The sequence below is a fragment of the Micromonospora sp. NPDC006766 genome (genome assembly GCF_040636055.1).
Classification (GTDB): Bacteria; Actinomycetota; Actinomycetes; order Mycobacteriales; family Micromonosporaceae; genus Micromonospora.
Genome location: NZ_JBEYIX010000008.1, coordinates 126,019 through 147,307, shown reverse-complemented (window position 1 = coordinate 147,307; position 21,289 = coordinate 126,019). Strand labels below are relative to the sequence as shown.

General features: G+C 73.0%; 14 protein-coding genes. 8 read left to right on the top strand and 6 right to left on the bottom strand.

Going from position 1 to position 21,289, the window contains the following annotated elements; translation table 11 throughout:
• Nucleotides 1-3: 3 nt before the first annotated feature.
• The gene (locus tag ABZ671_RS11755) at nt 4-270 is read left to right on the top strand and encodes a hypothetical protein (protein WP_357855226.1); all 267 of its coding nucleotides are present in this window, start codon (nt 4-6) and stop codon (nt 268-270) included.
• A 42-nt stretch (nt 271-312) separates the two neighbouring features.
• On the opposite strand, the gene ABZ671_RS11750 is transcribed toward ABZ671_RS11755, so the two are convergent.
• From ABZ671_RS11750 to drmD, 3 genes are all read right to left on the bottom strand, one after another.
• Nucleotides 313-1,137: a hypothetical protein gene (locus ABZ671_RS11750; RefSeq protein ID WP_357855225.1), complete on the bottom strand. Its 825-nt coding sequence runs from the start codon at nt 1,135-1,137 to the stop codon at nt 313-315.
• Between the two features lie 132 nt (nt 1,138-1,269).
• Entirely contained in the window at nt 1,270-5,376 is a 4,107-nt protein-coding gene (locus ABZ671_RS11745) for a DNA methyltransferase (RefSeq protein ID WP_357855222.1), read from the bottom strand.
• Nucleotides 5,376-8,546 carry a DISARM system SNF2-like helicase DrmD gene (gene drmD / locus ABZ671_RS11740; RefSeq protein WP_357855219.1) on the bottom strand — a complete coding sequence of 1,057 codons (3,171 nt, stop codon included), beginning with the start codon at nt 8,544-8,546 and terminating at the stop codon, nt 5,376-5,378. The genes ABZ671_RS11745 and drmD overlap by 1 nt, the downstream gene beginning before the upstream one ends.
• A gap of 105 nt (nt 8,547-8,651) precedes the next feature.
• Here drmD and ABZ671_RS11735 point away from each other — a divergent pair, with 105 nt between their 5' ends.
• The 3 genes from ABZ671_RS11735 to ABZ671_RS11725 all read left to right on the top strand — a co-directional run bounded on the left by ABZ671_RS11735 (nt 8,652) and on the right by ABZ671_RS11725 (nt 13,083).
• Nucleotides 8,652-11,609, top strand: coding sequence for a FlgD immunoglobulin-like domain containing protein (locus ABZ671_RS11735; RefSeq protein WP_357855216.1), 2,958 nt, complete (start codon nt 8,652-8,654; stop codon nt 11,607-11,609).
• Nucleotides 11,610-11,637: 28 nt separating this feature from the next.
• Nucleotides 11,638-12,036, top strand: coding sequence for a hypothetical protein (locus ABZ671_RS11730; RefSeq protein WP_357855213.1), 399 nt, complete (start codon nt 11,638-11,640; stop codon nt 12,034-12,036).
• 87 nt (nt 12,037-12,123) lie between these two features.
• Entirely contained in the window at nt 12,124-13,083 is a 960-nt protein-coding gene (locus ABZ671_RS11725) for a TIGR03560 family F420-dependent LLM class oxidoreductase (RefSeq protein ID WP_357855210.1), read from the top strand.
• Nucleotides 13,084-13,200: 117 nt separating this feature from the next.
• Here ABZ671_RS11725 and ABZ671_RS11720 read toward each other — a convergent pair whose 3' ends face one another.
• A complete protein-coding gene (locus ABZ671_RS11720) occupies nt 13,201-14,364 on the bottom strand; it encodes an acyl-CoA dehydrogenase family protein (protein WP_357855207.1) in 1,164 nt (387 codons plus the stop codon).
• 220 nt (nt 14,365-14,584) lie between these two features.
• On the opposite strand from ABZ671_RS11720, the gene ABZ671_RS11715 reads away from it, so the two are divergent.
• The 3 genes from ABZ671_RS11715 to ABZ671_RS11705 are packed head-to-tail and all read left to right on the top strand — an operon-like array spanning nt 14,585 to nt 18,003.
• Nucleotides 14,585-15,271 (top strand): hypothetical protein, encoded by a 687-nt coding sequence (locus ABZ671_RS11715; protein ID WP_357855204.1) that lies wholly within the window; start codon nt 14,585-14,587, stop codon nt 15,269-15,271.
• A 24-nt stretch (nt 15,272-15,295) separates the two neighbouring features.
• On the top strand, nt 15,296-17,353 hold the full coding sequence (locus ABZ671_RS11710) for a sensor histidine kinase (RefSeq protein ID WP_357855201.1): 2,058 nt from the start codon (nt 15,296-15,298) through the stop codon (nt 17,351-17,353).
• Complete coding sequence (locus ABZ671_RS11705; RefSeq protein ID WP_357855198.1) at nt 17,350-18,003, top strand: response regulator transcription factor; 654 nt, start codon at nt 17,350-17,352, stop codon at nt 18,001-18,003. Before ABZ671_RS11710 ends, ABZ671_RS11705 begins: the two co-directional genes overlap by 4 nt.
• Before the next feature lie 23 nt (nt 18,004-18,026).
• On the opposite strand, the gene ABZ671_RS11700 is transcribed toward ABZ671_RS11705, so the two are convergent.
• Together ABZ671_RS11700 and ABZ671_RS11695 are read right to left on the bottom strand one after the other, a co-directional pair.
• Nucleotides 18,027-19,568, bottom strand: a complete 1,542-nt coding sequence (locus ABZ671_RS11700; protein ID WP_357855195.1) for a DUF6297 family protein — start codon at nt 19,566-19,568, stop codon at nt 18,027-18,029.
• Nucleotides 19,565-20,221: an ABC transporter ATP-binding protein gene (locus ABZ671_RS11695; RefSeq protein ID WP_357855192.1), complete on the bottom strand. Its 657-nt coding sequence runs from the start codon at nt 20,219-20,221 to the stop codon at nt 19,565-19,567. The genes ABZ671_RS11700 and ABZ671_RS11695 overlap by 4 nt, the downstream gene beginning before the upstream one ends.
• Before the next feature lie 52 nt (nt 20,222-20,273).
• On the opposite strand from ABZ671_RS11695, the gene ABZ671_RS11690 reads away from it, so the two are divergent.
• Nucleotides 20,274-21,203, top strand: coding sequence for an LLM class F420-dependent oxidoreductase (locus ABZ671_RS11690; protein WP_357855189.1), 930 nt, complete (start codon nt 20,274-20,276; stop codon nt 21,201-21,203).
• Nucleotides 21,204-21,289: the final 86 nt, after the last annotated feature.

Below are 21,289 nucleotides of genomic sequence, written 5' to 3'. Positions count from 1 at the left end.
GCCATGGACGACCTGGACGACATCGCTGGCGGGGACGCGAGACGAGCCGCCGCACTGTCGGACGCTCTCGACCGGCTCGGCCGCAGCGACAACCCACTCCTGCGTGAGATGGCCTCCGCCGTCAAAGACGGTGAGCTGACTCTCCGCGAGGCGGTGTCCAGCGACGCCTACAGCGCGGAGTTGCGCCCACCCTTCCGCACCTTCTCCTTCTGGAAGGCATACCAGGAGCTGACGCCGCAAGAGCGCGACGACCTCGCCGCGCGCTTCTGAACGCTCGCCGACACCAACAGCCACGATCCCGGCGGAGCGGACTTATTCCCGGTGCATGACGACCTTGTCGACCCCACCCGGCGACGTCAAAGTCAGTTCGTTGCCGCGCAGGTTGAGCTTCGCCTCGAAGGTGGTCTTCACCAGGCCGCAGTCCACCTCGAAGACGTAGTTGGACCGGGCCGGCGACGTGACCCGGCCAGGGCAGGAAGGGCTGCCGCCGCTGAGCGCGACTGTGTGGTCAGAGCGGACGATGAGCATTGCGCTGCCGTTTGATGTCTGGGTTGTCCATATACCCTCCAATCGATTCAATCGGGCGCTTTCGGTGATGCCGGCCTGGGGCAGCACCACCTTGGCCAGGACGGTCATGCTGATCAGCATCATGATCACCGCAACCGCGATAATCACTATGACGCCGCCGGTGGTCGGCTTGAAGGTTTGCCGCGGTTTGCTGATCTGATCTGGTCCGACCGCCGCGCCCTGGGGCGGGATCGGCCCAGGGCGCGGGAAGCCTTGGCCGCCGACCGTGGTGGAGGCCAGGCCGAAAGCGCCGTGCTGGGGCGCGCTGGCCGTGAGTTGGCCGACAAGGTGCCGGAGTTCCTCGGCGAACTGACCGTCGGCCTCAGCCTCGGCGGCCAGAGCCTGTGCGATGGCCCATTGGGCTGCGGTGTCTGCGGGTGCCGTTTCCAGCCCGCGCAGAAGGTGGGCACCGATCGCAGACCCGCTGAGCCGTTCCGCGACGGCACCGTAGAGACGATCCGCAACAGAGTCGGTGAGCGCGAGGGCGCCTGCCGTTCCGATGCTCGCGATGCGGCGTGCCACCGCGTCGACCGCCGCGTAGACGACATTTGCTATGTCCATCGCGCGCACTCCGACTGTTGAGTTCAAGCGGCCCCTGTCTGACCAGTTTGCGCGAGAGTCACGGTGGACACAATGGACTGACGCGCCAGCTTGCGGTCATCGCTGGCCAACCCGGAGTTGCGGCAACAACCGCGCCCGAGGTCAGAACAGGGCGTCGGGGAGGGGAAAGAGGCCGTCGTCAAACGTGGGCTCCGCCGACGATGAGGCTTCCGGGGTACGCGGACGCGGCGCGGCGCGGGTCTGCCTCCGTGGCGTTCGGCGGGTCCCGCCGTGCAGTCCTCGGGTTTCCTCATCCCGGTGGCGCTCGTGGTTGAGTTCGAGCAGCAGATCCAGCACCTCGACCTGGGCGGTCGGGTCGATGGTGAACCGGGTGCCCTGCCGGGTCTGGTGGAAGCCGTGCCCGAGCGTGAGGTCGAACCCGTACGCCTCGGCCACCGCCTCGTCGATCTCGAGGTGGATCTCCCGGAGGCGGCGGATGTCCGCGCTGGTCACCTGCTCATCGTGGACCAGGTTGTAGAGCTTCGTCAGCCCCAACTCCCGCCCCAACATCACCGACCGCCGGTACGCATCCAACTCCGCGCCAACCCGCGTCATCCGCTCGGTCGGCTCGGGCTGAGGAAAGGTCTCGAACCCGTCCGACGGCGAGTAGTTCAGGTCTGCCTTCGTGATCGAGGAATGCTTCCAAGCCCAAGCGCTGTGCATGGTGCTTGAGAGCAGAGGGATGCTCGCCGATACATTCGAGGCGAAGACGCCAAGCTTGTGGGAGAAGACCTGCTCGGTCGGAACGAACACCGGCAGGCCGGTCTTGCTGACGAGCGCGATGACGAGCACGCGGTCGAGCCCTTCGATCGTCGCGTAGAGTTCCGGGGCCGGTCTGGTAAATCGCCACCAGATCTCCCGGCGACGGCGATCATTGTTGGTTGCCCGGAAGGGTTTGACCTCTCGTTCGACGATGGCGAAGCAGTCGGGGTACTCCTGGGCTTGTTCGATGGACCAGTTGTGGAAGTTGATGACCCAGCGGCGGGCTGAGCAGTCGGGGCGGCCGTTCAGGTCCTCGCCGTTGAGATAGGGAAAGAGCACGTCGGCGTTGCGCGGGTCCTTGGCGATCAGCGCCTGCGCCTGTTCCGGTTCGAGCAGGAAGCCGGTGCCCAGGACGTACGAGCCGATGTACGACTGGCCGGCGTTGGCGGCCAGGCGGTACGGGTTGCCGGTGACCCGGGAGCGGACGTCCAGCGACGGGGTGATGCCCGGCACCGAACGGCCGTCGAGGACCGGCTGCTCGCCGTCGGCGGCGTGGCCGACCCAGAGCAGCGAAACCTCCAGCGAGGCGGTGCCCGGCCAGGGCTGCGACTTGTTCGCCCGGTAGACCGTCCAGCCCATGTCCACGACCTGGTCGAGCCCGACCTCGCGGGTGTCGCCCTGGGCGATCGTGTTGGTGGCGATGATGCCGACCCGGCCCCGGCCGGTGACGCTCAGGTTGCGTAGCAGGAAATAGGAGCAGAGGTCGGCGCTGCCCCGCCTGCCCCGGCCGACCCGCTCGACCAGATATTCGCGTACGTCCGGGCCGATCGCGCCGGTGAGGCGCTGGCCGCCGACGAACGGCGGGTTGCCGATGACGGCGTCGAAGCCGGCCCGGTTGACCACCTCGGGAAACTCCAACGGCCAGTGCAGCGGCCGGATCGGTTCCGGCCGGGAGCCGCGCAGCCAGCCGGCGACGGTCAGGCTGACCTGCTGCTCCAACTCCGAGTCGGCCGGGTTGTCGAGCAGCCCGTACACGTCGTCGCTGATGGCGAGCAGGCGGTCGTCGTACTTCGTCTCGGGGTCGTCCTCGTCGTCGTCCGGATCCCACGGGCGGCGCTGGGGGCGGACGGCGGTGGCGAGCGCGGCGCCGACCACCGCGTCGGCGGCCAGTCGCAGCCCCCGGCCGAGCTGATCGGCCTCGGCGAGCGTGGCCGCCTTGTCGGCGGCGTCCCGGGTGTCCTCGACCACCGTCGCGGCGATCGACTCGCGCAGCGCGGTCATCTCGTCGACCGTCTGCTGCAGCCGGTCGACCAGGGTGCCGAAGAAGCGGTTGTGCTGGAAGCGCCCCACCTCCGGGTCGAGGTGGAACGCGGTGAGCTGGTCGAGCGAGGTGATCCCGACGAGCGAGTCGCCGCAGCGCAGCGCGTGGTCGAGGAAGCCGAACGGCTTCCCCTTGGCCAGGGTCACCAGCCACAGCGACAGTTTCGCCAGCTCCACCGCCATGTCGTCGCGGTCCACCCCGTAGAGGCAGCGGGCGGCGACCCGCCGGCGGGCGGCGAGCAGCAGATCCTCCTGGGCCGGGTTGCCGTTGGCCAGGTCGGACAGCTCGGCGGGGAGCCCGTCGCGCCGCCAGGCCCGCACCACCACCTCGGCGAGGTAGCGGCCGGCCGCCACCAGGAACGCCCCGGAGCCCATCGCCGGGTCGAGCACCTTCAGTCGTAGCAGCTCGTCGGCGGGTCGGGGCTCCCACCGGGCCTCGTCGGTGACGCCCTGCGCGGGGCCGGGCGAGAAGCAGAGCGGAGCGAGGGTGTGCCGGACGACCTCCTCGGCCAGCTCGCGGGGGGTGTAGTGGGTGCCGGTGTTTCGCCGGTCGCCGAACTGGGTGAACAGGATCGAGCCGGCGGGGAAGACCGTGGGCAGGCCACGCAGGTCGGTGCGGAGCAGCCCCCAGTACGGGCGTACCCGATCGGCCAGGTCGGCGTCGTTGTCGCAGGCCGCGTGCAGTGCGGCGAGCTGGTGCGGCGCGGGCGTCGCGGTCAGGGCCCGCTCCACCTGGCGGGCGGTGAGGTCGCAGCGCGCGACCAGCCAGGCGCGCAGCTCCGCGTCGCCCTGCGCGGCGGCGGCCGCCAGGTCGGCCAGCGGCAGTTCCGGCTCGCGCCGGCCGAGCAGCCCGACGTACGGCTCCCGCACCCGGGCGCAGGAGAAGTCCAGCAGGCCCTCGTAGACGTGCCCGAGCTGCTCCACCCCGAGGCTGGAGTAGCTGAGCTGCTCGGCCGCCCGACCCCGGTGCCGCAGCACCAGCAGGGCGTCCAGGATTTCGTGCACCACCCGGTCGGTGACCGCCGCGTCGGCCAGCCACCCGAACCGCTCCGGGTCGAACAGCGACCCGCCGTGGGCGGGGATCCGCAGGTCGGGGTGCTCGCAGCCGCCGTGCACCGCGGCGAAGAGAGCCAGCAGCCGGGGCCAGGCCGCCGTCCGCCGGTCGCCGACCTCGTCGCCGTGCAGGTCGCGGGCCGCGCCGAGCTGACCGTGCAGGGTGGACGCCGCGTACGCCTGCGCGTAGAGCGGATCGGTCACCGGCAGCAGCCGCTGCTCCTCGGCGTAGAGCAGGAAGACCAGCCGCATCAGCACGGTCAGCGCGCCCCGGTAGACCTCCCGGTCGCTGACCTTGCCGAGCAGTTGGCCCTCCGACTCCCGGTCCAGCCGGGCCAGCTCGCCGACGAAGAGCTCCACCGCGCGGCGGACCTGGTCGCCGAGCGTGGTGGTGACCTGGGTGAGCGCCTCCGCGCTGCGGGCGAAAAGCCCGGCCAGGCTGGTCGACGGGCGGCCGTCGGGGTCGGTCGGCGGAGTGAGCACCCGGGTGGCGGCGAGCAGGGTGGCGAAGGCGCGCAGCAGCGCCGGCTCCTCCAGCCAGAGGTCGGCGTCGAAGACGGCCACCCCGGTCGGCTCACCCCGGCGGGCGTGCACCAGCGCCCAGTGCTGCCCGTTCGTCACCAGAGCCAGCGGCACGGCGGTGTCCCGGCAGAGCTGGGCGGCCCGCTCGGTCGGGGCCGGTCGGTCACCTCGGGCGGTGGTGAGCGAGGCGTCGAACGGCAGGCGGTGCACGTGCAGCCGGGCGGCCCGGCCGCCGCCGGGCCGCGGACCGGACAACACCACGTCCGGCCGGAAGCCGTCCGCCCCGGCCACCTCATCGGTACGCGTGCTCGGCGGATAGCCCAGCAGCTCACCGAGGATCAGCTCGACCCAGGCCGGGCCGAGCAGGTCCGGGGCGTCCTGCACCTCCGCCCAGCCCCGGCGGATCCGGTCCCGTACGTCGTCCGGCACGGTGTCCAGCCCGTGCGGCAGCGCCTCGACGAGCACCGGCACGGTCAGGAAAGGGCCCTCCGGGCGCAGCAGCCCGAGCCACTCGGCGTGCTGCTCATCGACGCTCCGAAGCGGCGGACGGTGACCCGGGCCGGCGCCGGGCCGGCGGGACACGCCTCGGGACTGGCGGGGGATGGCGGGCATCAGCGGGCACCTCGGGCCAGGGACGCGGGGACCAGGAAGGTGACGGCGGCCGGAAACCACCGGGCCGTCGGGTCGGCGTAGCGGCGGCGCAGGGCCTCGCTCTCCCGCTCGCGCTGCGCCGGGATGTCGCGCAGCCGGGCCCGCAGCGCGTCCCGGTCGGCGTGCAACTGCTCCCGCTCGATCGTGAACAGGGTCGGCTGTTCCCAGTGCGGCTCGTCGGCGAGCCTGCCGCGGATCGAGGTCGCCAGCTCGGTCAGGACCGCGCCGATCGCGGTGACCTCCTCCTCGCAACGCCGGGCCAGCAGCCCGTGCAGGCTGCGGGTCCGCTGGTCGGCGCGGGTGGCGAGGGCCCGACCGAGCGGCCCGGACAGCGCCGGCCACAGCTCGGTGAGGCTCTGCCGGACCTGCTCGGCGGGGACCGTGTCGGTGGCGGCGGCGAGCAGCGCCTCCAACTCCTCCTGGCGGGCCCGGGTGAGCTTCCCGCCCTCGATCGGGCCGCCGGCCGTGACGATCTCCTCGTGCAGCCGGGTGCCCTCCGCGCCGGTCACCACCAGCCGGCCGTGGGCGACCAGCGCCGGGGTTCGCAGCAGGTCGCCGGGGACCACCCGCGCGGTGACCCGGCTCAGCTTCGCGCCGCCGGACCCGACCCCGCCCCGGGCCTGGGCCCACAGCTCAGCGCGGAGCAGGCGCAGGCACATCTGCACCAACTGGTGCCCGAGGTGCAGCAGGACCACGTCGGTGCGGCCCGTCACCGCGTCCGGGTCGAAGGTGACCGGTCGTTCGACGCCGGTGACCGGGTGCAGCAGCCCGTTGGTGCGGGCGGCGGCCCAGGCGCCGGGCAGCTCGGGCAGCCGGAACCAGGGGCCCACCGCGCCGGGCGGGGTCGGCGCGTCGAGCAGATCCCGACGATGGGCCAGGCGCAGCCCGGTGCGGACCACCCGTTCCACCGTGGCGGGGGTGAGGTTCAGCTCCGCCCGGCTGCCCCGCAGCGTCTCGGTGAGCCGCTGCAGGTCCCGGGCCAGGTCACGTTCCACCCGCAGCCGGGCGCGGCTGGCCCGCCGGTCGATTTCGGCGTCGGTGACCTGCCAGTCCGTCCGCCGGCCGGTCATCTTCTGCTCGATCTGGGCGGCGATCACCTCGCCGGCGCTGCCCAGGTCGGTGCGGATCGCCTCGACCTTCTCCACCGCCAGCCGCAGGAAGGCCAGCTCGTCCTCCAACGACCCGGTGGTGTAGTCGACCTGCTGCCAGCCGGTCGGTACGAAGTGCAGCACCTCCACCCGGGCGGCGCGTTGGCCGTGCCGGTCGATCCGCCCGTTGCGCTGTTCGAGGCGGTTGGGATTCCACGGGATCTCCCAGTGCAGCAGCCGGTGGCAGTGCCGTTGCAGGTTGATGCCTTCGCTGGCCGCGTCGGTGGCGAGCAGAATCCGGACCGGGTCCAGGTCGGGGTGTTCGGTGAAGACGTTCTTGACGCGTTCCCGCTCGTCCGGGTCCTGCCCGCCGTGCAGCAGGGCGATCCGCTCCGCCGGATAGCCGGCGCTGAGCAGCCGCTCGTGCAGCCAGCGCTGGGTGTCGCGGTATTCGGTGAAGATGATCACCCGCTCGGGCTGCCACTCGCCTGCGGGCCGCACGATCGGGTCGAGCCAGCGACGCAGCGCGGCGACCTTGGCGTCCGGCCGGTCCTGCGCCGCGCGGGCCCAGGTACGCAGCTCGTCCAGGAGCGCGCGCTCCTGCGCCGAGAGTGGGGCCGTGTAGTGCCGTACGGCGGTCAGGGCATCCGCCTCGGCGTGGCCGTACGCCTCGTCGTCCTCGGCCGTTTCCGCCAGCCGGTCGATCACCGGTTGCAGGACTTTCTCGCCGGCGGCCCGCTCCGCCCCGCGTAGCGAGGCGGCGTCGTCGCGGGCGGTCATCGTCGCCAGGTGGGTGTCGACCGTCTCGGCGAACGCCTTCGGCGACGAGAAAAGCCGCCGCTTGAGCAGGGTGGTGACGAAATCGGCGGCGATCTCGCCGGCCCGACCGTCGGCGTTCGCCCGGCGGCTCGTGGCGTACCGGCCGAGCAGCTCGTGGGCGTGCCGCTCGGCGGCCGGGTAGTCGACCTCCAGAAAACCGAGGTGGCGCTGGGGGAAGCGGGGGCTCCCGTCCCACCTCGGCGGCAGCTCGGACTTGAGCCGGCGCACCATGACCCGGGCCAGCTGCTCGTCGGTCGGCTTGACGCCCCGGGCGAACCGCTGGTCGTCGAGGAGCTCCAGCAGCGCCGTGAACGACTCGGTGAAGCCGTTGTGCGGGGTGGCGGAGAGGAAGAGCCGGTGCTCGCAGTGCGGGGCGAGAGCCCGGATCGCCTTCGTACGCTGGGAATCCACCGCGTACCGGCCCCGGCCCGACGGCGCGCAGGTGTGCACCTCGTCGACCACGAGCAGGTCGAACGCGCGCGGGTAGCGCGGCGTGACCGGCAGCACCTCGCGGAGCAGCCGCAGCGGCCGGTCCCGCTTGAGCCAGTCCACGCTCACGATCAGCCGTGGGTAGTGCGTCCACGGGTTGGTGTAGAGGCCTCGCGAGCGGCGCAGCTCCCGGAGCAGGGCCGTGTCGACGATGCGGAAGTCGAGGCCGAACTTGTCCCGCATCTCGTCGCGCCACTGCCGGGTCAACCCGGCCGGGCAGACGATCATCATGGTCCGGGCCCGGTGACGCAGCATCAGCTCCTGCATCACCAGGCCCGCCTCGATGGTCTTGCCGAGCCCGACGTCGTCGGCGATCAGCAGGTTGGTCCGGGGCATCGACAGCGCCCGGACCACCGGGTCGAGCTGGTAGTCCTCGATCTCGATGCCGGAGCGGAAGGGCGCCTGTAGCGCGGTCCGGTCCGCCGAGGCGATCGCGCCCCACCGCACGGCGTCGAGGAAGGCGTCCAGCTGCGCGGGTTCGTCGAAGCCGTGCCGGGGGTCCGGCAGGGTCGTCTGGTCGTGCACCAGCCGCCCCGGCTCCAGCTCCCAGACCACCCGCAGTTCCTCGTCGCGGGCGTCATCCTCGATGCTGATCAGCGTGGCCAGGTGGGGCGCCTGAGCGGTGAAAATGTGCGGGTCGCCGCTGGTCACCTCGCTGCGGATCACATCCGCGACCACCCAGCGGCGGTTGCGCACCGTGACGAGCTGACCCGGCGCCGGCGATGCATTCCACATCGGACGCACTCTAGCTCGATATTCGAATACAGCAATCAGTTGTTGGGTCAGCGGCGCAGTGACGAAGGTTGCTATGCTCCGCCTTCGGATTTCAAAGGAGGATCGGTGGCCCGACCCGGTCAGTCCAATCGAATGATCGCCAGGAGACCACCGCGCGTCCTGGCCGGCCTGACCGCGGCGTTGTGCCTCGTCGGCACGCTCACCGCCCTGCCCTCCCCGGCAGGCGCGGCGCTGCCGGAGCCCGCGGAGTTGGTGTTGCCCGCCGCGCCGCGGGCCGTACCCCGGGCCACCCAGATCCTCAACGCCGGGAGCACCGGCTTCCTGTGGGCACAGGAGGGCGACGACCGCCTCCTGTGGACGGAGTACGCCACCGGTGCGGCCACCCCGCTCCAGCAGCGGCTGCCCGCACCGGTCACGTACGACGTCGACTACGGCTACTTCAGGACGGCAGCGTCGTTCGAGCCGGGCTGGTACGGGGCGGGCTCCGACACCGTCGCGTTCTACTCCGCCGAGCCGTCACCGCACGTCACCCTGACCCAGGGAGCCTCCGGCGGTCGCGACGTGCCGCTGCCCGAGGGGCAGTCGTACCTGGGCACCTTCGGCGACACCATGCTCACCCGCACCAACGGCGCGGCGTTCCACCTCCTCCGGGCCGGCGCCGACACGCCGGTGACCGGATTCCCCGCCGACGCCACCGAGGTCACGGTGGAAGACGGCGATGCCCGGTCCGTCATTTTCCGGTACAAGACGGACGATCAGTCGGACGGCTGGGGGCGCTGGGGCATGGTCGAGCTCGCCACCGGCGCGTTCGTCAGGCTGCCCGATCGACCGGATCCGGACAACGGCTGGGAGGTGAGTGGCTTCCGGCTCGGTGCCGGCTCGGTGCTGCGGCTGCGTAGCGGTCGCATGAAGTTGGACGTCCTCGACCGGGACGACCTGTCCGCGGAGCCGCGTACGGTCGAAACGGGCTTTCTCACCTACCAGGCGGCTTTCGGTATCGTCGGCACCACGCTGTTGGCCGTCGAGCCGGTCTGGCCCGGGAACGGCCTGTATCGTGGGCAGCCGCTCTGGGCGGTCCCGACCGGCACCACCGGCCGGCCCACCATGGTCATGGATCCGACCGCGCACCAGATCGTCCCGGCGCCGGACGGCTCCGTCCTCGTGGCGGGTGCCGAACGCTACCTCGAGCAGGGCGACCTGGATTGGGGCATCTACCGCATCACCCAGGCCGCCAACGGCTCGGTCGAACGCCGTCGGCTGACGGCGGTGCAGCCGATGCCCGCGCAGATCCGTGGGCTCGCCCTGGGCAGCGGCATCCTCAGCAGGGCCGATGACAGCACGGCGTACGCGCCGGGTTCGGTCCTCGGCGCGTACCGCAGCGCCTGGCTGACCACGCCCACCCCGGGTGGGCGCCCAGAAGTGGAAAAGGCCACCGTGGACGGCCCGGTCAACTCGCGAGACGGCTTCTGCACCAGCACCCCGCGCTGCATCCACATGTTCGCCGACGGCACCGGCTACCACGGCCGGGCGGAGCCGACCGAGTCCGGCCTGACGATGCTGTACGCCAACGGCGCGAGCTCGTGGGGGCCGACCCTCAGCACCGGTGACGACTACCCGCGTCTGGCCGACCTGTCCGGGCGGTACGCGGTGGTCGACAGCGCCTCATCCGGCCGGCAGTACATCGGCGAGTTCCGGTACGGAGCGAGCGGAGTCGTTCAGCCGTGGCGGGACCGGGCCGCCGCGGCCGTCTGGGGCTCGACGTTGTGGACCGGCACCTCCGGCGGTGCGGTGACGGCCACCCGGCTGCCCGCCGGTGAGATCGTGGACAGCTTCACCACCAAAGACGGGTGCACCCCGTCCGAACTTCAGGCCGTGGGGCGCTGGGTGTACTGGACCTGCGTCGACAACTCTGGCTGGGTGCTCGGCTCGGGCGTCTACGACCGGACCACCAAACGCGCCATCGCGGCCCCGGCGGAACGCGTCCTCCTCGGCGACGGCTACCTCGTCGAGCACGTCACCGGCCCGAACGGCGGGCTGCGCCTCATCGACCTGCGCGGCGAACTACCCACGCGGATGCTGGTCGGCGCGGACGACCTGGGCACCGAGGTCGGCGTACGCACCAGTTGGACCGTGGACCGGTTCGGCGGCGCGGTCGCCTACGCCGACGACCAGCAGCGCGTGCACATCGTGCCGACCGGGATCCCCGCCCCCGCCCTCAGCGTCATCGACTCCAGCGTGTCCAACGCCGTGGCCAACTGGTCCGGCAGCTGGTGGCTGTCGAAGCCCGCCGCCGCCTGGCAGATCGTGTTCCGGAACGCGTCCGGCGCCGCGATCCGTACGCTGTCCGGTTCGTCGGCCCGAGGCGTGCTGCGAACCTCGTGGGATGGCAAGGACGCCGCCGGTCACGCCGTGGCGGACGGCACCTTCACCTGGACGCTCACCGCCCAGCCCGCGGACGGCGTGGGCGCTGCCCTGACCGTCGCCGGGCCGCCGATTCCCGCACCGCCGCACCCCGCGCCGTTGCGGGCGACGAAGGCGCCGTCGATCTCGGGGACCCTCGCCGTCGGTGCCACCGTGAAGGCAGCGCCCGGCGTCTGGACCCCGGCGGCCACCTCGTACGCGTACCAGTGGTTGGCGAACGGCACCGCGATCCGGGGCGCGACCGCCGCGTCCCTGCCGATCACCGCGTCGTTGCTGGGCAAGCGGCTCACGGTCAGGGTGACCGCGTCGCGCGCCGGGTACCCGTCCGGGGTCGCGTCGTCGGCTGCTTCGGCCGCCGTCGCCAAGGGCAAGGCGCCCAAGGCGACGAAGAAGCCGTCGATCACCGGCAGCAAAAAGGTCGGCAAGAAGGTGCGAGCCGTCGTCGGCACCTGGTCACCGAAGGTCGACTCCTACCGGTACGAGTGGCGGTTGAACGGGAAAGTGATCCGCGGCGCCACGGGCGCGACGCTGAAGTTGACATCGTCGATGCGTAACAAGAAACTCACCGTAACGGTGATTGCCAAGAAGGCGGGCTACCTGGACGGCAAGGCGACCAGCGCGGCGGTGATCGTGCGCCGCTGAGTCGCGAACCGACCGGAAGGATCGGGCCATGACTCAGTTGGCGCGTAACTCGCTCGGTGGCCTGCTCCTGACGGCGGCCACGATCGGTGCCTGGTGGGCCTGGTTGGGCTGGGAAACCGGCTACACCGTCGACCCGGGGACCGGCGCGATCAGCGGCCCGTACGCCGGGTGGCAGGTGGCCGGCTGTGTGGTCACCCTCGCCCTGCTCGCCGCCGCCGGTGGGTGGTGGCTCGGCCCGTGGCTGGTGGCACCGGTGATGACGGTCACCTTCACTGTCACCTGGGCGGCGCACGCCGCGTCGACCGACGACAGCGGGCTCTGGGCGGTGGGGGCGGCGCTGGTGCTGGTCGGCATGGCGGCCGGTACCACCGTGGTGAGTCTGGCCGCCTGGCTGCTCCGCCGCCGCGCCCGCCGGCCGGCTGTCTGACGCGGGGCGGCTCGCCGCACCGGCGAACCTGCGCAAAATCCCGCTCCCCTACGATGTCCTGCGGCGATAGGGGAGGGTACGGACGAAATGAGCGGGATTCGGTGGGGCGTGGTGCTGCCCCAGGGCTGGCGGTCGGACCTCACCCACCTGGCCGATCCGGTGGCGCAGTTCGAGGCGATGGTCGGGGTGGCCCGGGAAGCCGACGAGCTGGGCTACGACTCGGTGTGGCTCTACGACCACCTGCAGGCCGTCTCCGGCGAGCCGGACACCACCTTCGAGTGCTGGACCAGCCTGGCCGCGATCGCCCGGGAGACCCACCGGGTCCGGCTCGGCCAGATCGTCACCTGCAACAGCTTCCGCAATCCGGCGCTGCTGGCGAAAATGGCCGCCACCCTCGACGTGGCCAGCGCCGGGCGGGCGTTCCTCGGCCTCGGCGCCGGCTGGGACCAGCGTGAGTACGACGCGTACGGCTACGAGCAGCCGTACCCGTCGACGGGGGAGCGGCTGACCCGGCTGGACGAGGCGGCGGCGGTGGTCACCGCGATGCTGCGGGAGCCGGTCGCCACGGTCGAGGGCCGGTACCACTCGGTGCGGGCGGCGCAGAACGTGCCGACCGGGGTGCAGCGGCCACACGTACCGCTGCTGATCGGCGGCAGCGGCGAGAAGCGCACCCTGCGGACGGTGGCCCGGTACGCGGACGCCTGCAACCTGACCGACCACACCGACCCGGCCTTCTACCGGCACAAGCTGGACGTGCTGGCCGGGCACTGCGCCGACGTCGGCCGCGACTACGACACGATCCTGAAGACCGCCGCCCTCTCGGTCGTCACCGGCGCGACCGACCGGGAGGTGACCGCCCGCCTGCGCGGGCGGGATCGGGCGGAGACGGCCGTGGGCAGCGCCGTGGGCACCCCCGCCGAGCTGGTCGAGATCTTCGGCCGGCTGGCCGAGGCCGGCATCGAGTACGTCATCCTCTACTTCCACGAGCCGACCGACCTGGATCCGATGCGGCTGTTCGCCAGCGAGGTCGCGCCGCAACTCGGCTGACGCGCGTCGGGGCCGGCCGCCGAACCCCCTCGGCGGCCGGCCCCGTGCGGGCCGGCGCGCCCCTTCCCGCGCCGGCCGCCGGGCCGGGGGACCCCTCCACCCGCCGACCCGGGCAGATCAGTACGCCAGCGCCACCGGGCGGCCCAGTAGCCGGGCGCCGTTGTTGCCCAGCCAGCCCTCGGCGGCTGCGGCGTGCTGAGCGAAGGTGTGGATGTCCCGGAAGCGACGCTGGATCGGGGACGAGTCGCGGGCCGCCCCGCCGCCAGCCGCCCGGTAGCAGGTGTCCACGGCGGCGATCGCCTGCTCGGTCACCCAGGGCAACGACGCGGAGATGGTCGGGTGCAGCGCCGCGATGCGCTCCGGATCCTGCGCGCAGGCCGTCCAGAGCTCGTCGGCGAGAGTGGCCAGCAGGGATCGGGCGGCGCGGACGTTCAGGTCGGCCCGGCCGAGCTGAACCCGGAAGGCGGGAGAGTCGGCCAGCGGCTGCCGGGCGTACAGCCGCTGCCGGCCGTCGTCGAGCAGCGCGGTCATGTCGTCGAGCGCACCCTGCGCGATGCCGACCGCGACGGCGCCCAGGTGCAGCACGAAGTGCACCAGCGGCGCCACGAACCCCGGCCCCGGTACGCACGGCGTGCCGGTGAACAGGTCGAAGCTCTCCTCCGCCGGGCAGAACGCCGACTCGACCAGCACGTCGTGGCTGCCGGTGCCGCGCAGGCCGAGCACGTGCCAGGTGTCCACCACGGTCACCCGGTCGGCGGGGAAAAGCATCGACCGGGTCTCCGGCGGCTGCCCGTCCGCACCGGGGATCGGCTGACCGTCCGCGGTGACCAGGCAGTTGCCGAAGATCCAGTCGGCGTGCCGGGAGCCGCTGGCGAACGCCCACCGCCCGTTGACCTGGAACCCGCCGTCGGCCAGCTCGGCCCGGCCCTGCGGGGCGAAACCGCCGGCCACCACCACGTCCGGCCCGGCGGCGTAGAGCTTGTCGAACCGGTGGCGGGGAAGCATCGCCAGCAGGTGCGGGCTCTCCGCACCGATCATCACGGTCCAGCCGGTCGACCCGTCCGCCCGGGCCAGGGTCTCCAACACCACCATCCCGGTGCGCAGGTCCACCTCGTACCCGCCGTGGGATCGGGGCACGAACATCCGGAAGCAGCCGGCGTCGCGCAGCCGGTCGAGCAGGTCGGCCGGAAGTTCCCGCGCCCGCTCGAACTCCTCGGCCCGCGCGGCCAGCTCGGGGGCCAGCTCGCGTACGGCGGTCAGCAGGTCGGGGCGGTGATCCATGGCGGCCTCCTCGGCGTCGGTGTGGCAGATCCACGGTGGGACATCCGCCGTCCCGGCCGCCAGGGACACCGGCACCGATCGGCCGGGACGCCGGCGGTGTCCCGTACGACGGCCGAAACCGCCCGGAAGGTCGGGACGGCCCGGCCCATGCGCCCGGGACGCCGGGACGGCGACGCTTCCCCTGCGGCGTCCCGCCGTGCCCCTGACCGGAGGAGAAACCATGACCAGCGCCACGCTCGACGCCACCGCCGCCCCGAACGTCACCGGCCGCCCCCGCCGCGGCTGGGCGGTCGCCGGGATCCTCGCCGGGCTCACCGGCATCGCGCTCTTCCTGTTCAGTCCGGGACTGGCCGATGTGGACCGGGCACTGTTGGCCGACAACGCCCGCTACGTGGCGGTGATGGACGGCCGCGAGGCGTACGTGTGGGTGTTCCAGGTCCTGTCCTCGCTGGCCGCCGGGTGCCTGGCGGTCTTCGCGGCGGGGCTGCGGCGGCGGCTGGCCGCCCGCGAACCGGCCGGTGGCCTGCTGCCCGACGTGGCGGCCGCCGGACTGCTGCTCACCGCGGCGCTGCTGCTGGTCGGCGGCGGCGTCTCCACCGAGCTCTACTGGGACCTGCTGCACCTGTCCGAGACCGACGCCGACACGATCGCGGCGCTCGTCACCGGCTACAACACCTTCCCGTGGGTCTGGGCGGGGGCCGGGCTCAGCGCCGCCGCGGTAGCGGTCGCCGGGTTGCGCCGCCGGTCGGTGAGCCGCTGGCTGGCGGTGTTCAGCCTGCTGATGACGCTGCTGGTGGTGGTCACCCAGGCGGTGCCGCTGCAGTACCTGGCGCTGGCCCCGGCGGCGTTGTGGGCCGCTGTCGCCGGACTGACATTCGCGCTGGAGCGCTGGGGGCTCGGCAACTGACCCGGCGACTGCCAGGATCAGGGCATGCCCGCAGACTCCGTGACGTCCGCGTCGGGCGGCGACCGTCGTCATCCGGTCGCCGCCCGGCTGGTCGCCGTCACCTGCGGGCTGCTGCTCACCGGTACGGCGATCTGCTGGCTGCTCGCCCAACGCCCGTGGGGCCTGTCCCAGCTCTACTTCCTGGTCGACTTCACCGACTGCGCGGTGTACGGCACGGTCGCCTGGCTGGTGCTGCTGCGACGCGGCCACCCGGTCGCCTGGCTGCTGGCCGCGACCGGGGTGGGCGGTGGGCTTTCCGCGCTGAGCGCGCAGTACGTGGACCTGCTCGCCGTACGTCCCGGGCTGCCCGCCCCGGTGCTGCTCACCTCCGCCCGGGACTGGGCCTGGGTGCCGGGGATGCTCTCGCTCATCGTGGTGGTGCCGTGGCTGGTCCGGGAGGGGCGGCTGCCCGTCCCGGCCCGGGTCGCCGTGGCCGCCGGCACCCTGGTGACCGCCGGGATCGAACTGTTCCACCTGACCTGGCCCGGTCGGCCGGGTCGGCCCTCCGGCGCGCCGCTGCCGATCGACGTGCCCGGCTGGGCGGCCTTGGTGGACACCGGGGACCTGCTGTTGTTCCGGGCGGTGCCGGTGCTCGGGCTGCTCGCCGCCGCCGGGTTGCTCCGTCGCTGGCGTACCGGGCCGCCGGCCGAGCGGGTCGGGCTGGGCTGGCTGGCGGTCGGCACGGTGCTGCTCGCGGTCAGCTTCGCCCCGCTGGGTTTCCCGGCCGACTGGGCCCGGCAGGTTCCGGACTGGCTCGCCCCGACCGCGATGCTCGCCTCCCAGGCGTTCTTCCCGGCCGCGGTGCTGGCTGTGGTGCTCCGGCAGCGGCTGTGGGGGATCGAGATCGCGGTCCGCCGCACCCTGGTCTGGTTCCTGCTCACCTTCCTGCTGGTGGCCGTGTACGTGGTGGGGGTGAGCCTGCTGGACGGGCTGCTGCCGTCGACCCCCGCGGTGCCGGGGGTGCTGGTCACCGCGCTGGTGGCGGTGGGCATGCAGCCGGCGCGGGCCCGGGTGCAGCGCGGCGTCGACCGGCTGACCCATGGCGAGGCCGTGGAGCCGCTCGGGGTGGTACGCGGCGTCGGGCATCGGATCAGCGCTTCCGCGGACCCGGTCGACGTGCTGACCGGGGTGGCGCAGAGCCTGACCGACCTGCTCCGCCTCGGCGCGTGCACGATCGAGGTGGACGGCCCCGAGCCGTACGCGGCGCACGGCGCCTCCGCCGGGCCGGTCGGCGCGCCGCTGGTGCTGCCGCTGCAGCGGGGCGGGACCGAGATCGGTCGGCTGGTGGCCTGGGCCCGGGCCGGGGAGCGGCTGGACGGGCGTACCCGGACGGCGCTGGTCGACCTGGCGCCGGTGGTCGCCTCGGCCGCCAGCCTGGCCGCGACGAGCCGTGCCCTGGCGAGCTCGCGGGCGAGGCTGGCCGAGGCGCGTGAGGAGGAACGGCGCAAGCTGCGGCGGGACCTGCATGACGGGCTCGGACCGGCGCTGGCCGGGGTGGCGTTGGGCCTGCAGGCGGCCCGTAACCTGCTCACCGTGGATCCCGAGGCGGCCGGCCGGCTGCTGGATCGGTTGCGCGACGAGACCGACCAGCGGGTGGAGGAGGTCCGCGACCTGGCCCGAGGTCTGCTCCCGCCGGTGCTCGGCGAGCGGGGTCTCGCGCCGGCTCTGCACGAGTTGGCCCAGCGTTATGAGGGTTCCGGGCTGGCCGTCCGGGTGGCCGCCGCCCCGCTGCCGCTGCCGGAGCCGGTGGCGACGGCGATCTACGGCATCGTCTCCGAGGCGGTCCGCAACGTGCACCGGCACGCGGGCGCGGCGAGCTGCCGGGTGCGGGTGGACCGGGACGACAGCGGGCTCACCGTTCGGATCGAGGACGATGGTCGGGGCGTGCCGCCGGGCACGCCCGCCGGGATCGGGATGCGCTCCATGCGGGAACGGGCGGAGGGGATAGGCGGGGCCTGCATCGTCGCGCCCGGGGAGGGTGGCGGGACTGTCGTCACCGTCCGGTTGCCCCTGGAGCGGCTGCCGGCGGTGGTGGGGCAGTGACCGACAAGACGATCCGGGTGGCGGTGGTGGACGATCACCCGGTGTTCCGGCTCGGCATGACCGCGCTGCTGGCCTCGACCGCCGGGCTCGAGGTGGTCGGGGAGGCCGCGGACGCGGACGCCGCGCTGCGGGTCGCCGACCAGCAGCGGCCGGACGTGATCATCATGGACCTGCACCTGGGCGGCCGGTCCGGGGTGGCCGCGACCCGGGAGATCGTCGCCCGGCACCCGGGCATCGGGGTGCTGGTGGTGACCATGCTGGACGACGACGACTCGGTCTTCGCGGCGCTGCGTGCCGGCGCCCGCGGCTACCTGCTCAAAGGCGCGGCCCCGGTCGAGGTGGAACGGGCGGTGCGGGCGGTCGCCAACGGCGAGGTGCTGCTCGGTCCCGTGATCGCGAGCCGGGCGGTGAGCTACCTGTCCGGGGCGCGCGGCGTCGGGGCGGTGCCCTTTCCCGAGCTGACCGACCGGGAGCGCGAGGTGTTGGACCTGGTTGCCCAGGGGCTGAGCAACGTGGTCATCGCCCGCCGGCTGACGCTGAGCCCGAAGACGATCCGCAACCACCTGTCGAACGTGCTCGCCAAGCTCCAGGTGACCGACCGCAGCCAGGCCATCGTCCGAGCCCGGGAGGCCGGTCTCGGTCAGCCCTGACCGGTCGAGGACCCGGGGTGGGGTCAGCTCACCGTGCGATTCCGGTCGGTGGCCAGCGTCAGGTATGCCGCGACGCCCAGCGCCGAGAGCCCGGCCTGGGTCAGCACCCGACCCCACCCGAGCTCGGTCGACCCGGTGCCCCCGAGCAACGCGAGGACCGTCGGCAGGGTGAGGACGACCAGCCCCTCCAGGCCGGTGAACAGCCAGATCAGCGGCCCCGGCGCGAAGGCGCCCATCGGGGTGTCGACCAGGGGCAGGCTGTTGTCGATCGACCGTGCCCGGGCCCGCCGCAGCGCGGCGACCGCGACGGCGGGCCCGACCGCCAACCCCAGGACCCACCACGGGCCGGGTGGCAGGTCGGACCGCAGGGCCAGGGCGGCCAACGCCAGCCCCGACCAGGCGGCGGCCAGGATCGCCGGCGCGAGGAGCCGGGCGGCGACGACCTGGCGACCGGTGCGGCCCAGCAGCCGGACCAGGGCCGGTTGGGCCGAGTCGCGGCGTACCGCGTCGAGCGTGGTGCCGGCGCTGACCATGCCGCCGGCGAGCAGGACTGACACGAGCACCCAGCCCGGGCTGCCAGCCAGCATCGCCGGCAGCAACGCGGCAGCGGCGAGCCAGCCCAGGCGGCCCCGTTTGCGCCGCAGCACCAGCAGATCGTGGATCGCCTCGACGGGGAACCCGGGCAGCCGGCGTACCGGCGCTGACCGGAGAATCCGGCCCCGCCACGAGCGGCGTTCCCGGAGGTCGGCCAGGTAGGCGGGTTCGACGGCGTAGGCAGCGTCCAGGTAGGAGCCGACGAGGTCCGACGCCTCCCGTAACCGCACGCCGGGGAAGGCGTCGAGCTGGCGTACCGCGACGGCGATGCCCAGGACCGCGGCGGCGATCGCCGCCAGCGCGGCTGTCCACAGCACCGGGGCAGCGGGTGCGACGATCGGCAGTGCCGGCAGCACGGGCGCGACCAGGATCGCCGCACCGGATCCGAGCAACAGCGCGGTGCCGAGACGGTCCCAGCGGCGACCCCACCCCGGGTCGCGCTGGCCCCGCACGGTGGTCAGCGCGACCAGCACGCCCGCCGCGGCGCCAAGCGCCGCCCAGCCCAGCAGCGTCGCCCCGTCGACCGGACGCGTGGCGAGTCGACCGACGCCGACCACGGCGGCGGCGATCCCGACGACGGCGGCGGCGAGCAGCACGCGGACCAGCGCCGGAAGCAGCAACCCACGCCGACGTACGGGCGCGGTGAGCAGCCAACCGGCGTCCGGACGCCCGATGACCAGCGGACCCAGTCGGCGCAGCGCCGCCGACAGGCCCGCGCCGCCGACCGCGACCAGGGCGATGATCGCCAGCGGGTCCGGGTCGACGATGGGCGCGGCGGGCCAGAGGGCACGCCCCAACTTCGGCCCGAGCAGCGCGACCGCCATGACGACGGCCAGCCCCACCACGTACACCGTTCCCAGCGAGATGGTGCCACGGGCGGCCACCTGGCGGCGGCGGATCCACCGCCGCAGTTCGACGGCCGACGTGAGGACCTCATCCGTGCCAGCGCCGCTGCCTGGCCGGACGGTCACGCCGCACCGCTGGTGGTCGGCGTTGACGCGTTGTCGAGCGGAAGGACGGGACATCCGACGGCGGCGACCAGGGACGGGTCGTGGCTCGCCATCAGGATGCTGCCTCCGGCGTCCAGGTAGTCGCGCAACTGCCCGGCGACGACCTGCCGGATGCCGGCGTCGAGCCGCTGCTCGGGCTCGTCGAGGACCAGCAGCTCACTCGGCCGGCAGAGGACGGCGGCGAGCAGCAGCCGCTGGCGCTGGCCGGAGGAGAGAGTGTCAGGGGTGCTGTCCGCAAGTGGATGCAGCCCCAGCGCGGTGAAAAGGTGGTCGATCCGGCTGTCGCCCGGGTCGGCGCCGTTGGCCAGCCGGATCAGCTCGACGTGCTCGCGGACGGTCAGACCCGCGTACCAGCTCGGCTGCTCGATCGTGGTGGCGAGTCGCCGCCAGAACGTCGCCGTTTCGTCGGGCCGCTGCCCGAACACCCGCACTGTCCCCGCGTCCGGCTCGACGAGCCCGGTGACGCAGCGGAGCAGGGTGGTCTTGCCGGTGCCGTTCTCACCGGTGAGGCAGAGCGCGGCGCCGACGGCCACGGTCAGGTCGATGTCCTGGAGCACGGGCCGGGCGCCGAAGGCCACCCGAAGCCCATGGATGGAGACGGCCGCTGAGGTCACGCCTCAGGCTAGTTCGCCGACTCAGCCGCGTGGGGGTCAATATGCTCGGGACATGGAACTGCGGATCTTCACCGAACCCCAGCAGGGCGCCAGCTACGACCAACTGCTCGCGGTGGCGCGCTGCGCGGAAGAGACGGGCTTCGACGCTTTCTTTCGTTCCGACCACTACCTGAAGATGGGCTCGGTGACCGGCGAGCCCGGTCCCACCGACGCCTGGACCACCCTCGCCGGCCTCGCCCGGGACACCGCCCGGATCCGGCTCGGCACCCTGATGACCGCGGCCACCTTCCGTCTCCCCGGTCCGCTCGCGATCACCGTGGCACAGGTCGACCAGATGAGCGGTGGCCGGGTCGAGCTGGGCATCGGCACCGGCTGGTTCGCCGAGGAGCACACCGCGTACGGCATTCCGTTCCCGCCGCTGGCAGAGCGCTTCGACCGGTTGGAGGAACAACTCGCCGTCATCACCGGCCTCTGGGAGACCCCGGCCGGCGCGACCTTCGACTACCCGGGCAAGTACTACCCGGTCAGTGACTCGCCCGCACTGCCCAAGCCGGTGCAGCGGCCGCGCCCGCCGATCCTGATCGGCGGGATGGGGCCGAAGCGGACACCTCGGCTCGCCGCCCGGTACGCCGACGAGTTCAACCTGCCGTTCGTCTCGGTCGAGGACTCGGCGGCCCAGTTCCAGCGGGTGAAGGACGCCTGCGCCGAGCTCGACCGGGATCCGTCCACCATGGTCTGGTCCAACGCCCTGGTGCTCTGCTGCGGGCGGGACGAAGCCGAGGTGGGCCGGCGTGCGGCGGCGATCGGGCGGGAGCCCGCCGAGCTGCGCGAGAACGGCCTCGCCGGCACGCCCGCCGAGATCGTCGACAAGCTCGGCCGGTACGCCGCACTCGGCAGCAGCCGGGTCTACCTCCAGGTGCTTGACCTGGCCGACCTGGACCACCTGGAACTGGTCGCCGCCGAGGTCATGCGGCAGCTCTGACCTTGTCGGTTACGTCATCAGCTTTGTAGGCCACGAGCAGGAAGCGGGCGGCGGCCGTAGCGGCCGGACGTGTCTTGACAGGTTGA